This window comes from Dolichospermum sp. UHCC 0352 (genome assembly GCF_009711925.1).
Taxonomy (GTDB): domain Bacteria; phylum Cyanobacteriota; class Cyanobacteriia; order Cyanobacteriales; family Nostocaceae; genus Dolichospermum; species Dolichospermum lemmermannii.
The window spans coordinates 1-14136 of record NZ_VIKY01000224.1; the positions used below are offsets into that span (position 1 = coordinate 1).

Annotated in this window: 12 protein-coding genes, 1 tRNA gene and 1 pseudogene; 5 read left to right on the forward strand and 9 right to left on the reverse strand. The window is 38.2% G+C overall.

The genetic code is table 11. The annotated features are described in order from the left end of the window. Positions 1-272 precede the first annotated feature (272 nt). Positions 273-815: a hypothetical protein gene (locus FJR06_RS15840; RefSeq protein WP_168651782.1), complete on the reverse strand. Its 543-nt coding sequence runs from the start codon at positions 813-815 to the stop codon at positions 273-275. Positions 816-1303: 488 nt separating this feature from the next. Here FJR06_RS15840 and FJR06_RS15845 point away from each other — a divergent pair. After that, a pseudogene (locus tag FJR06_RS15845) lies at positions 1304-1438 on the forward strand (DUF433 domain-containing protein); the annotation flags it as partial. Between the two features lie 201 nt (positions 1439-1639). Here FJR06_RS15845 and FJR06_RS15850 read toward each other — a convergent pair. Further along, the gene (locus tag FJR06_RS15850; RefSeq protein WP_015083461.1) at positions 1640-2686 is read right to left on the reverse strand and encodes a cyanophycinase; all 1047 of its coding nucleotides are present in this window, start codon (positions 2684-2686) and stop codon (positions 1640-1642) included. A 125-nt stretch (positions 2687-2811) separates the two neighbouring features. Continuing rightward, positions 2812-3999: a glycosyltransferase family 4 protein gene (locus tag FJR06_RS15855; protein ID WP_015083460.1), complete on the reverse strand. Its 1188-nt coding sequence runs from the start codon at positions 3997-3999 to the stop codon at positions 2812-2814. Positions 4000-4770: 771 nt separating this feature from the next. Here FJR06_RS15855 and FJR06_RS15860 point away from each other — a divergent pair. Continuing rightward, positions 4771-5406 carry a DUF4347 domain-containing protein gene (locus tag FJR06_RS15860; protein ID WP_168651783.1) on the forward strand — a complete coding sequence of 212 codons (636 nt, stop codon included), beginning with the start codon at positions 4771-4773 and terminating at the stop codon, positions 5404-5406. Between the two features lie 116 nt (positions 5407-5522). Then, positions 5523-5927 carry a hypothetical protein gene (locus FJR06_RS15865; protein ID WP_015083458.1) on the forward strand — a complete coding sequence of 135 codons (405 nt, stop codon included), beginning with the start codon at positions 5523-5525 and terminating at the stop codon, positions 5925-5927. 424 nt (positions 5928-6351) lie between these two features. Here the strand turns inward: FJR06_RS15865 and lepA are convergent, their stop codons facing one another. Beyond that, a complete protein-coding gene (gene lepA / locus FJR06_RS15870) occupies positions 6352-8163 on the reverse strand; it encodes a translation elongation factor 4 (protein ID WP_015083457.1) in 1812 nt (603 codons plus the stop codon). 272 nt (positions 8164-8435) lie between these two features. Between lepA and FJR06_RS15875 the strand changes: the two genes are divergently transcribed. After that, complete coding sequence (locus tag FJR06_RS15875) at positions 8436-9200, forward strand: pantothenate kinase (RefSeq protein ID WP_217359788.1); 765 nt, start codon at positions 8436-8438, stop codon at positions 9198-9200. Positions 9201-9263: 63 nt separating this feature from the next. Here FJR06_RS15875 and FJR06_RS15880 read toward each other — a convergent pair whose 3' ends face one another. From FJR06_RS15880 to FJR06_RS15895, 4 genes are all read right to left on the reverse strand, one after another. Then, positions 9264-9722 (reverse strand): hypothetical protein, encoded by a 459-nt coding sequence (locus tag FJR06_RS15880; protein WP_168651785.1) that lies wholly within the window; start codon positions 9720-9722, stop codon positions 9264-9266. Next, entirely contained in the window at positions 9703-10380 is a 678-nt protein-coding gene (locus FJR06_RS15885; protein WP_168651786.1) for a hypothetical protein, read from the reverse strand. Before FJR06_RS15885 ends, FJR06_RS15880 begins: the two co-directional genes overlap by 20 nt. Continuing rightward, on the reverse strand, positions 10381-11133 hold the full coding sequence (locus tag FJR06_RS15890; protein WP_168651787.1) for a hypothetical protein: 753 nt from the start codon (positions 11131-11133) through the stop codon (positions 10381-10383). A 523-nt stretch (positions 11134-11656) separates the two neighbouring features. Further along, positions 11657-11728, reverse strand: a tRNA-Thr gene (locus FJR06_RS15895). Positions 11729-11761: 33 nt separating this feature from the next. Here FJR06_RS15895 and FJR06_RS15900 point away from each other — a divergent pair. Then, positions 11762-12025, forward strand: a complete 264-nt coding sequence (locus FJR06_RS15900; protein ID WP_015083454.1) for a DUF3493 domain-containing protein — start codon at positions 11762-11764, stop codon at positions 12023-12025. A 45-nt stretch (positions 12026-12070) separates the two neighbouring features. Here FJR06_RS15900 and FJR06_RS15905 read toward each other — a convergent pair whose 3' ends face one another. Further along, on the reverse strand, positions 12071-13717 hold the full coding sequence (locus tag FJR06_RS15905) for a DUF1565 domain-containing protein (protein ID WP_168651788.1): 1647 nt from the start codon (positions 13715-13717) through the stop codon (positions 12071-12073). Between the last annotated feature and the right edge of the window lie 419 nt (positions 13718-14136).

Below are 14136 nucleotides of genomic sequence, written 5' to 3' on the forward strand. Positions count from 1 at the left end.
GGAATACCACTTTTCAAACATCCTCTCAGATGGTCTTTTATCATTTCAGCAGTACGAAGACCGTGCCAAGTATAATTGACAAATATATTTAAGCACGGCGACATCTTTTTAAGATATCGGATCAGGGATTTCTAAAATCTCTTAAATAAGCATTTTTAACCAGATAGAGACGTTCTATGGAGCATCTCTATCTGGCTTTCGGATAACGCACAGTTAATTTTCAGTAGATATCTGTTACCTATTTCTGATGCTGGAAATCAACTCCAATATCACTATTGAGGAACAGCGCTTACTAGAATTGTATATTTGTAGATACCTACAGGAACACCAGAAGCAGATTGAACATTCATATCAACCGTCATGTCTGTAGATGCAGCGGCGGCAACGGGAAGGAATTGGTCACTTGTTACAGAACCACCAGCAGGCGATGCTGTGTAAGCTTCAATTGTGGCACCACCAGCACCAGCATCAGCTAGAACTGATTTTGTACTAACTGCTTGAAAAGCAGGGTTAGAAGCAGCAGCAACAGGTGTATCTACAAAGAAGGCCGTCTGGGAGTTACACTCAGCAGTAAAACCCGCTTTTTGGGGAGTAACACCAGCAACAGCAGCTAGTGCCGCGTTGCTATTAGAACCAATGGTTCCAATATCTACACCCTTAGCAACAATTAGACCTGATTCGATGTTGGTGAACAAGCAGTTAGCCTGAGCAACACCAGTGAAGTCTAGATTCAAGGTTTGTTCAGCCTTGGCCACAGGTGCGAATAAGAAAGAACCGCTTACTAAAAGAGCAGAGATTAAAGAAATACGTTTCATAGGGATACCTTAATTAAATTCCAAAGGGAACATAGGTGAACATTACCAACAGACCCTCATTTTTTGGGTCTATCTCTTGAGGAGTGCTTAAAATAGTCTTAAAATAGTCTTTAAAATAGTCTTAAAATAGTCTTTAAAAAGTCTTTAAGAAGTCTTTAAAATCAATCTATATTCAATACCTTAGTCAAATTACGAGGGTGAGATGATAATGCTTTAACCATGAACTCCCGTTCCTCGCTCTTGCTTGGCAAAAACAATCACCCCTAAAAATTCCTTAAAGGTTTCCGACAAGGATTTTTTAAATGTATTGACGGTAGGATAAGGGTTTTAGATTCTAAACTACCTTTTCATCGAAACGCTTATATATGATTATTTTTGCCGTTTTTGCCAAAAATTATCAAGGCTCTTATTTTGGCAATAGTATTGATATTAAAATAAGGTTGTTAAACAACGTTAGATTTACTGATCTTTTCTGAGTCTCAATATGTTTAGGAATTAGTGAAGCACAAATTTTAGATGATTATCCTCATTTAACTGCTGCTGATTTAGTGAATGCTTGGGCTTATGCAAATGCACATCTAGAAGAAATTGAAACAGCAATTCAAAAAAATGAGGCGGCTTAAATTGTGGTACGTCTTTATGCAGATGAACAATTTCCTCGCATAGTCAGCGAATTATGATTAGTTCACCCTTCTCTATAAGCCCTTATTTTCCTTCTTTGCGTCTTTGATCCTTAGCGTCTTTGCGCGAAACAAAGATAGCACCCTTAGCAATAAAGCCCACCTGAGTGGGCTAGTGAGGCTAATTTGTGTAGACAAATGCTATTAATAAGGATCGGAGTCAAACCTTCCGCGCTTCACACTTCTGAGATAATAACCCCGTGACGGTAATTTATTTAAATCGAAAGTGTCACCTCTAGGAACTCGCCAAATTTTGTAGTCGTGATATGTGAGAGGAGTTCCCTTTTTACAAGTTTCTGGAGGATGATCTCCTAAGACAAAATATGCTGAACCTTTACCCGTAACTTTAGCAATACCATATTTATCAACTAGTAAAGATGTTTGTTCACTAATTGCTATCCCTAACGCTTTTGCAGATACACCATCTTGAATTTGCCTAGCAATAAAAACCATAATTCTCCCCATTCTTTTGCGTTCATCGAAATGGGTATCAATGATAGTTCCTCGCAGATATTTCCACTGGAAAAAGTTATAGGTAAAGGTAATATTCCCGTAGGGATCATCAAGGGCTTCGTGAGTTTCAATACTATCTTCACAAGCACAAGAATCATAAACATATTCACTTTGAATCATCGCTCCGGCACTTGTACCACCAATAGCACCACCTTGATCATAAACCGACTTAATAGCAACTTCCAGCTTAGTGTTTTTCCAGTGGCGAATATATTCACATTGATCACCACCAGCAAAGAAAATTACGCCAGCATTTCTGACTTTATCAAAAATATCGGTTCGGTTTGCTTCTTGACGATTACGAATGATGAGAGTTTCTACATATTTGACACCTCTCATACTATAAATTAGCTGATTATAATCATCGTTACCAGCAGCACGAATTACTAAAACATTAACTTTAGTATTGCTGTTACTACCACCCCTGACTTGATTAATCATCCACTGAATAGCGTCATCAACATCAGGACCGCCACCACCTAAATTATGAACAGGTCCAGCTAATTTAGGGAGTTTATAAGCTGGTTCAGAGGTGGGAATCTGGCTATCGGCAATGATATCCTCAAAGAACCGTTTTAACTTGGCTGTTAAACGATCTAGGATGCGGTTTACCATCTTCAACAAGCTGTTTTTTGCATTCTGCAAACGCCTGGATGTACTTAGGAATGCCTTTATCATATTATAATCTTGTCAAGCAAACAGCAATCATTTCTAACTTTCGCATTTCTCAGGGCTAAATTCCTAGCGTACAGGGTTTGTACTGTTTTTTTACGGACAATAATCAGAGTAATCTTTAATTCTCTTTACCAGACAATTTCTGCTCGTTCTTCTACTACTCTTTCATAAACCATTTCTGTTTGTTTACCTAATTTTGGCCAGCTAAATCTTTTCTCTAAATCTGCATAAGCATTATTTACCAACCATTGACAATAATCTGGGTTTTTCAGCACTTCTAATATTCCCCAAGCCACAGAGTCCGAGTTGTTTACCCAGGTGGTAATTCCCGTTTTTGTATGTTGAACTACTTCAGGAAAACCACCAGTATCGGAAACTATGACTGGTACGCGGGAGGCAAAACTTTCTAAAGCAACTATCCCAAAGGGTTCATAAAGACTGGGAAAAACTGCACAGTCAGCGATGGTTTGAAATTTATCTAAGTATTCATCAGCCAGGAATCCAGTAAAGTAACACTTGTGCCAAATTCCCAAATCCCAAGCTTGACGTTTAAGATGGTCAGTATTACCACCACCAATTATGACAAATTTAACATTATTTCCCATTTCCCACAGCACCTTGGGAGCGGCATTAAGTAATATAGGTACGCCTTTTTCATAGGTCATGCGACCAAGATAATAGACAATTTTTTCATCATCTGCGGCAAATCGTCGCCGAAAATCTTGAGCATGAAAATCTTTGTGATGTATTTTCTTTTCTGCGCGAATACCGTTATAAATTACGTCAATTTTATCACTAGGAATATATAGTGTTCCGATCATTTCCCGACGCATATATTCACTACAAACGATGACCCGCCAAGCATTATCAGCTAGTGTATATTCTTTATCATGAATATAGTTTTGGGTATCATTGTGAATACCGTTATAGCGTCCATGTTCTGTGGCGTGAATTGTGGCAATTAGGGGAATTTTAAAGGTATGCTTGAGAGCGATCGCTGCATCCCCAACTAACCAATCATGGGCATGAATCAGATCAAATGGACCTTTTTCCCTTAATAACCTGCCGCCATGTTCTCCCATACTCTCATTTAAGTTCACCACCCAGTGGAAAAAATCGTTACTAGGAGCTACTGGGACACGGTGGATATGAATGCCTTCCACGACTTCATACAAGGATGCTGGACCAAATTCTGGCGTAATTAGGTGGATGTCATGGCCTAACTTTATTAGTTCCGGGTACAACTCAGCAACGTGACGAGCAATTCCCCCAACTATCCTCGGTGGAAATTCCCAACTCAGCACTAATATCTTCATTGACTTGACTCCCCGATGATTGACAAAAAATTAAAATATATAAAAACTATATTTATAGCAGGGAAAAGGGCATTAGAAATTAAAAATTCTCGAAAACTCTTAGGAATACTGCTCGCGGCTTATTTGCGAGAGAGTACAGTATAGTAGTTAGTGACGGAATGTAGCGATAGCAAAGCGCGACCTAGGAATCGCTCTCTTAAAATCCTGTTAGTAATATTTGTGTAAGATCAATATACAAGTAAAATCTATGAGTATATCATTGCTGTTTAAGCATATCTAGATTAGAATTGGTAAAGATTTGATAGGGGTAAAGCAAGAGCTTTATTGGTGTCAAATTAGGCGAGGGATACTTTGGTAAGCTCAGTACAAGTAGCTTGTTTGTTTGGCTGCAACATTCCCGCCCGGAACTTAAGTTCCGGTCTAAAAGCTCAAGTGCGTTAAAACGCACTCTGGTTAACTCAAAATCAAAAATTATCCTATTTATGCTGAAATAGTCGGTTTTAACCGACTTTAGCTTTTAGACAGGGAATTTATTCCCTGGCTGGCTTGAAGGGACATCAATTTACGTTAAGTTGACACCAATGAGCATTGCTAAACCCTTACTTAATGCAATAGGAAACTACACTTCGTTATCAGGTGCGGAAATAAAAAATATGTTAAAAGAATGCAGAATTTAGAATTTAGAATTTAGAATTACGTTTTGCAACGGGGATTTTACCCCGACGCAAAACCCGCTGCTTGTAGAAGCAGGGGACTTTAACCCCCAAAGGTATGTTAAACAATTCTTTTCTCAGTCAAACTGCGACAACTGTTGTCTTTATTGATTCTTCTGTTTCCGACTACCAAACCCTACAGACAGGAGTTATAGCAGGAGTAAAAACGGTTATTCTTTCCCCAAATCAAAACGGAATTGAGGAAATTACGGAATTTTTACGACAGCATACTCAAATAACCACTATTCACATCCTTTCCCACGGTTCTCCAGGATGTTTGTATTTAGGAAATAGTCAACTGAATTTAGAAAATATCAGTAAATATGCTGAATTGTTGCAGCATTGGCAAAGCGAGAACATTTTACTCTATGGTTGTAACGTCGCTGCGGGGGATGCTGGGGAAGAATTTATTAGAAAGTTACATGAGATTACTAACGCAACCATTAGTGCGTCAGCAACAAAAACGGGAAATGCAGCATTAGGGGGAAATTGGGAGTTAGAGGTTAATATTCCCGTTACAGATTTAAAGAGGTTCCATGGAACGTCTCTACATTATTTGTCGGAGATTGTTTTTCATGCAGACACCCTCAACACCTATCAGGGAGTATTTGCACCCACATTAGTGGGCAATTATGATACATCTGGCTATGCTATAGGTGTGCAAGTAGTACTCCTGCTTACTCTATTAACTTAGTTAATTTAAACACCTTTAGCTCCATTGGAGATGTTAGTAGTAACAACACAGTTATTCAATCAGGTACAACAAATACCGTTGATACTGGTGGTGGTGCTGGTAGTTTAGAGCAATTTTTGGGTATCAATGCGACCAATTTTGCAACTGCTATTCCAGACAATCAATATGGTTCAGCCATTAAAAGTACCTTTACTAACATCAATGCTGGAGATGTGTTTAGCTTCAACTGGAATTTCACAAGTGCAGATACAGATCAAGCTTTTGTAACGATTAACAATAATGTTCAAACCTTAACGGATAATAGTCTTTATAGCTATACCTTCACTTCTGCGGGAAATTATAACATCGGTATTGGAGTTGTTGATACTTGGGATTCAACAGGTCCATCAACTCTCACCCTAAGTAATGCCACAATTCAGTCCGTTCCTTGGGAAACTGATGCTTTACCAGTATTAAGTAGTACAGTTCTTTTTGGTATTGGTGTTTGGACAAAACGTAAATTCAATAGACATCTCCAATAATTTTTGAACCCCCCAGTCGGTTTTAACCGACTTTAGCTATATCCCTGGCTTCTCTCCCTGGCTTCCTCCTTCCTCCTTCCTTACATCATCACCCCATAATGTTTCGCTAAAAAACGCAAAAACGCCAACGGGAAAAAAGTGATTTTATTGTGTTGACAAACAATTTTAAAAATGTTATCATGAAATTGATAAGGAAGAACTATCTTGCTATTAGTTAATTAGTGACGAGAAGATCCTCTGCTTACCTACAGTAGCGGGCAAGATGCCCGCACTACAAGGGTTTCATAATTCAAGTTTGTACCTCATTAGAGCGAAATCTGCTGTATTACCCATTTTTTGCCTGATTTTCACAATAAACTCGCCTGTAATTTCCCTCACGATTGCATACAGACGAGTTTTTAGCAATAAACCAAAAATCTGGGAATTAGCTCTTATCTAACCGCAACACAGCCATAAAAGCCTCCTGGGGTACATCCACCGTACCTATAGACTTCATCCGTTTTTTACCTTTGGCTTGCTTTTTCAACAGTTTCTTCTTCCGGCTGATGTCGCCACCATAGCATTTAGCCAAGACATCTTTCCGCATCGCTGATATACTTTCACTGGCAATAACTTTTGAGCCAATAGAAGCTTGAATGGGGACTTTAAATTGATGACGGGGAATTAGTTCTTTGAGTTTTTCCGCCATGGCTCTACCGACATTGTAGGCTTTATCTCTGTGGACAATCATCGCTAAGGAATCCACTGGATCACCATTAATCAGAATATCCAATTTCACCAAAGGATTTTCTCGGTAGCCAATCAGATGATATTCCATACTGGCGTAACCGCGAGAACGAGATTTCATTTGATCAAAAAAGTCGGTGACAACTTCAGCCAAAGGTAACTCATACGTTAGTGTAGTCCGTCCTTGGGTGAGATATTTCATATCTTTGAAGACTCCCCGACGATTTTGCGACAACTCCATTAAAGAACCAACGTAGGTTTCTGGAGTAATCATTTCGACTTTGACATAGGGTTCTTCGATTCTGTCCCGTTCATTCGGTTCAGGTAAGCGACTAGGATTATCAATGTACAGTTCTTCACCTTTGTTAGTGACAACTTTGTAAACTACCGATGGTGCGGTAATGATTAAATCTAGGTTATACTCGCGTTCTAAACGTTCTTGGACGATTTCCATGTGCAGTAATCCCAAAAACCCACAACGGAAACCAAAACCCATGGCGCTAGAGGTTTCTGGTTCATATTTTAATGCAGCATCATTGAGTTCCAGTTTTTCTAAAGCTTCTCGCAAGTCTTCAAACTGATCTGCGTCTATGGGGAACATCCCACAAAATACCATGGGATTAGCTTCTGCGTAACCAGGCAAGGCCTCAGTGGCTTTGTTTTTGCCTAGGGTAATGGTATCTCCTACTCTGGCATCAGCTACGGCTCTAATTGATGCTCCTAAATATCCTACTTCCCCAGCATGAAGTTCTTCCACTTGCTTTTGTGTTGGCACGAGAATGCCTAATTCATCAATGATAAATTCTTTACCAGATGCCATTAAGTAGATGCGATCGCCTCTTTTCACAGTTCCATCCATGACCCGGAAGTAAACAATTACACCCCGGTAACTATCATAGTAACTATCAAAAATTAACGCCCGCAGCTTCTCATTTACAGTATCAGCAGGTGGGGGAACTCGTTCGACAATTGTTTCTAAGATCTCCGCAATGCCAATTCCCTCCTTCGCTGAAGCCAAAATTGCGCCACTGCAATCTAAACCAATAATTTCTTCAATTTCGCCAATTACTCGTTCTGGTTCTGCCCCTGGTAAATCAATTTTATTTAAAACTGGGATAATTTCTAGATTATTCTCTAGGGCTAAATAGACATTTGCGAGAGTTTGCGCCTCTACACCTTGGGACGCATCCACAACTAATAATGCCCCTTCACAAGCCACTAGAGAACGCGACACCTCATAGGAAAAGTCTACGTGTCCAGGAGTATCAATTAAATTAAGAACATACTGCTGACCATCCTTGGCAGTATAATTCATCCGGGCAGCTTGCAGCTTAATTGTAATGCCGCGCTCCCGTTCCAAATCCATGTTATCAAGAAACTGCTCTTTCATCTGTCGATCTTCTACAGTCCCAGTCGCCTGTAGTAAACGATCCGCGAGAGTAGATTTCCCGTGATCAATGTGAGCAATAATACAGAAATTACGAATGCGAGCAGCGGGAACGTCAGTCATATACCATTTTTGCTTAAAGCAAACCAAAGTGAAAGCTATTTACTTCATGTATTTTAATGCTTTCTGAGAGAATAAGGGAAGAGGTAGGGAGCAACGCGAGGGAAAGAATTTTTTGATTTCTGCTCCTGACTCCTGTACGGCAGTTACACTATACATTACCGCAAATTTCCCAGCCATATTTTCAGGACAAAACCTATAACTAAGTTGAGAAAATTAAAAGTGTGAGAAATCATCTGCCCTTAAAAGAGCAACAGCATCTTTCTTTAGTATTAATGGTCGGTAATTCCCGCCTGCATTGGGCATTGTTCAGAGATAAGATATTATACTCAACTGGGGACACATTTCATCTATCTGCATCTGTTATTCAAAAATTAGCTGAATCTCCAACCTTAGATAATTGGTTGACAGCGATTTCTCTACCTACCAATCTTCCCATTATCCCAGATGATCCTATCCCTCTGATTCTCGCTTCTGTCGTTCCCAGTCAAACCGCACTTTGGCAAATTTACCCCCATTTGCGTCTGATTACTTTGGAAGATGTACCATTAGGGGGAATGTATCCCACGCTAGGAATTGATCGGGCTTTAGCTGTATGGGGTGCGGGAATAACTTGGGGATTTCCCGCATTAGTAATTGATGCGGGTACAGCATTGACTTTTACAGGTGCAGACAATCATCAATGCTTGGTTGGTGGGGCAATTTTGCCGGGTTTAGGGTTACAATTTGCCAGTTTAGGACAAAAAACCGGACAATTACCATTATTAGAAACTGGTTTAATGACATCTTTACCACCACGTTTTGCCATGAATACATCCGATGCAATTCAAAGTGGAGTAATTTACATTTTATTAAGTGGAATAAAGGATTTTATTGAGGCTTGGTGGCGGTTATTTCCTCATAGTCAGATTGTCATAACTGGTGGTGATAGTCATTTATTAAAAAACTATCTTCAGCAACAATTTCCAGATATAGCAAACCGATTAATTGTAGATAATCATTTGATATTTGAGGGAGTTGGAAATATAGTGATTAGGTAGTTAGTCCATAACTCTCTAAAATTTTTATTTTTTCGTATTTTTTGGTTCTGGACAGTCAATAAATTAGATAATTGATTGTTTTATGATTACTGTTTTCTCAGACAGCATTTGTCTAAAAAGTTTTTTAACTGTTTTATTAACTTCTAATTTTTTACTATGATTTCCATCTTTATAAGTTCTAACTTCTGAATGTGCATAATTGTCTTCTGTAGGGTCATGCTCCACTCTAAAATCATATTTTATATTACCTGGTGATTCTATCTGTTCAGGAACATCGCTAACCTTGAATTGTGCAATTCCCCAATCAAAAAAATTGGGAACTAAAACGTCTTCTGGGTCACTATATTTTTCTCTATTAACAGACCAGTCAGGAAATTTTATACCTGTTGGTAAAAGCCTTTCCCCGTTAATATGTTCTTTCTGACACCTATTATAGAGTTTTTCATTTTCATCGAAACTCATATCGACGGGGTGACTCATTCTATACATTTTTTGTGGGCGATTATCTTTGTAGGAAGACACGAATTTTCTCTATTGCAAATGTTAGTCCTAACATGGTAGCTTCAACTTCCCAAACTTCTGGGTTTCCTTGACCATCAGATGTTACGGCGAGAATATCTCCTTCGTTAAAGCATTCAATATCAGCATACCTATTATCCGATATAAAAGATATCCCTATCCCATTTTCTACTGAAGGGGTTATTCGTGTTGGGGATAATCCTGTCTTTGATAGAATTTCTAAAGTCTTACTTGCCCAATTTAACGCTGTATTGTTTGGTGGTTCTGCACCATAGCTATCCCAATTTTTCGGAAGATTAGATAAGTCTGCCAATTTTTTATTACATTCTACAATCCAATCTGAATATTTTAAAATTTGGTGATTGATTGCATCAGTAGATTCAGAATGTTTTGAGGCTTTGTAAATTGATTCATTAGTAGCAGTAGAGCTACTAAATGAAATTATTGAAGTATCTAAACATTGCCCTGATCTAGATGCAGTTTTTTTCTCCATAAAACTGTTTGGATTTAATGCACCATAAGATGGAGTCATCGTCACATAAAAAGCCAAAAATAAGCCTGCGGGAGACGAAACACTTTTTAGACCGCTATATAATGTATCTGACGCAGAAACAGTTCTTTTTATCCCGTTGTATAATGTATCTGTTGCAGAAATAGACATTTATTTACTCCCTATAATTTTTTCAATTGTCTTATTAACTTCATGTAAACCTAAATCAATAATTTTTGTTGCTTTATTTTCTATAGAACAATAAGACTCCTTTTCATTAAAAGCATATCTGTCATTAAAATCCCCCTCAATTTGAATACCTGATTCTATGATTTTGTCGCTAGAAAGCTTCAGTATTCCTTCTGTTCCAATCTCAATATTCCAGTTACGGTAATTTTGAATAGTTATATTACTAAAAAAATCTTGTTCAACCACTTTTGAAGTTTTTGATTGGAACTCATAAATATCGGAAGAAGAAGGATTCCCATCATTAGAAAATAAATTATAAATATGTGAAATCACTTTTTGATTATCTTCTTCCTGAGCAGGTATTTGGACTAGCGTATTGAATCCACAGAAATATGGGCATTTCTCTTCAATGAGATCAAGTAACTCAAATAATATCGACACTTTTTCGAGTATATATTCCTTGCCCTTAGATATATCAAATTGCCAATCCAGTGAGTAATTTACATTTAAAACAAAATTTATTTGTGATATAATTATTTGACTATGACCATGTTTTGAGGTAAATACCATTCTTGGCATATCAGGATTAATGTCATCTGGAATACCAATAATCTGAGGTTGAATATATAAATCTTTAAGTTTGTTTTCAAATTCAAAAGCATTTTTCCGAATGGATGGTTTTCTAGAAAAAACGATACTAAAGCTATTTTGTAAATATTTTGGCTCTTGAAACACTTTGTCCTCTTTTTATCTACTTAACAATTAATTCACTCTGATTTTATTTTGATTTGTTATCAATAAATCAAAAGATATATTCCATCTGTCTGATAACAGATATTCTTTATAACTTTACACACTGCAAAATTACACAAAACATAAGACACTGTTCATATACAAATAGAGTATGGTAGTTGCCATATTAAAATTTTATACAGAGCCTTGGTCAATAGTAATAACTGTAAATTTCACTCCTGACAATTGATAATCTAAAACTCCTTAATTAGTATGAAACTAGATTAACAAGAAATTAGATAATATCATATAACCTTAATAATTTTAATTTTAGCATTGTTCATACCATCCATCCACACTGAAATTACAGGCTTTCCTTCATCCAAAAATGCGTAGACGCGGAGCGGCTTGTCTTCAAAAATCGCTCTTACCGTATCAAATTATACTAAATAAGGTACAAGCAAAACTACTATTCACTGTAGCTTAGTAGCCAGTGAATCTACCCGTCAACTGTTATATTACTTAAAGCCGATGATGAGATTTGAACTCACGACCTACTGATTACGAATCAGTTGCTCTACCCCTGAGCCACATCGGCGTACATAGTCAAACATCGTAACATAATTTATTGATGATGGAACAAAATTCTCCAAAAAATCTCAACCCCCAACAATATGAACGTCTCAAAGCCGAAGCAGCCGCACCCTATCGGGGGTTAAGGCAATTTATTTATATTGGTGTCGGTGCTTCCGGCTTTATTGGTGCATTCGTTTTCTTTTTTCAACTCCTAGCAGGACGCGATATAGAACAAGCAGCGTCTAATTTCGCTATCCAACTAGGAGTAATTGGGTTAATGGTGTTTCTTTGGAAATGGGAAAACAGTAGGAATAAATGACAGACAAGAGGCAACTGGGAAGATAAATATTCCCCTGCCCCCTGCCTACTTGTCAGTTACCAGATATGGAGAATTAATTGCTTGAACACGACCAGCATTAACCAAGGCTTGATATACAAAAGCCGCAATTTCCGCTCTAGTTGCTTGACGCTTAGGTGCAAGCTCTTTAACAGTGGGATAATTAATAACTAATTGCCGTGAAGTTGCTGCTGCTACTGGACCAACTGCATAACTGGGAATTTGACTAGCATCAGTATAGAAGTTAATCACAGTCTGACCATTCGCAGTTAAACCCAAACCATTAGCTAAAGCTACCAAGGCTTGCACTCTAGGAATTTGTTGTTCTGGCTTAAAAGTTAAATCGGGATAACCAGATAGAAACGGACTACTAGAAGCAGTTTGAATGGCGCTATAAGCCCAATAATTGCTTTTAACATCTTTAAAAGCAATTCCTTGGCGTGTTGCTGAAGGTTTAAAAGCCTTATTTATGATAGCAGCAAATTGAGCGCGAGTTACAGGTTCATTGGGTTTAAAACTACCATCTGGAAAACCAGCGATAATATTTTTGGCAGCTAAAGCTTCAATGTAAGCTTTTGCCCAGTAACCTGTTTGCACATCTTTAAAAGCAGTATTTCCAGTATTTCCAGTATTGTTATCGGGAGGTGTAGTCACTTTAGCCGCGACAAAATCAACAGCACCAAAAATCCGCTTCTCGTTAATATCGTTACCAATAGCGACAATTTTGCTAGCTTTAGTAGCATTGTTCAAATCATAGCGAGCATTATCACGGATGAGATTGCCACCAGGATTTTCACTTGTACCCAGGTCAGGAACTGCACTAATAGTAGCGACAATACCATCCCGTTTATTACCGCGAATGGAATTTTTACGGAGGATAGGTTTGGCAGTTTCCGAGATAAAAAGACCGTCTGTGTTTTGGGTAATGTTGTTACTTTCTAATAAAGGTGTAGAACTACCACCAATTGCTACACCAAAACCAGTATCCTGAAATAAATTGCCACGAATCACACCTTGGGCAGATTTAGTTACAGAAATTCCATTGCCCTTATTTTTCAAAAAGATGTTATTTTCGATTTGGGGATTTCCCGTACCTGTCACAAAAATTCCTTCTCTGACACTGTTAATAAATGTGCTATTTTTGATCACCGGGTTACTGGATTCTACCCATACAGCCGTTCCCCGTGAATTCGGGTTGGTAAAAGTTAAACCTGTAATAATAGTGCTATTATTCGCTAACAGTGTAATATCCTGTCTGGCAAAAGTGCGACTAGTGTAATAACCACCACCGCTAATTAAGATTCCCTCACCCTTGTTAGACTCATTACCTTGAAGCGTCACTCCAGAATTGAGGACAAGAGGGAATGTTTCACCACTCTCTTTACTATAGTTCCCAGGGGCAACCTGAACAACTGTCCCGGCTGTAGCTTTAGAAAGGGCAAAGGTGATGGTTTTATAGGGGGCTGCTGTAGTTCCATTAGCGGCAGTATCTTTTCCAGTGGCAGAGTTAACGTAAATGACAGTGCCATTGGCTGGCACTTGGGCTGTTAAAGTTGGAGCAGCGCCAGCTTTAAGTTGACTGAGTATGAGGGTAGAACTACCAGCAACTAATAACAAAGCTGTCAGGCTGGTTTGTAAAGATAAACGAGAAATATGAAAACCCTGATTTTTCATTTTTTTAGTGAATAATGTGTTTAATGATGGTACTTTCACAAGAATGTAAGGTAACAGATGTACATCTGTAAAACCCATGACAAACTATACCGGATCATTATCACTTATTCCGCTAAAATTGTGATTAAAAAAAACAAAGTAACTTAACAGTTCAGTAACTTTTATAAGGGAAATGCCGAAAACCCTTGAAGATGTAGCTGACTAAGTCAGCTACATCTGTGCTTTAGACAAGGGATGAAGGCTAGAGGCTTTCCTTTATCCTGCATTGACATTAATTTAAAAATTTGAAATAATTTCAAATTTTAACTTACCTTTGGGGGTTAAAGTCCCCTGCTTCTACAAGCAGCGGGTTTTGCGTCGGGGTAAAATCCCCGTTGCAAAACGTAATTCTAAATTCTAAATTCTGCATTCTTTTAATC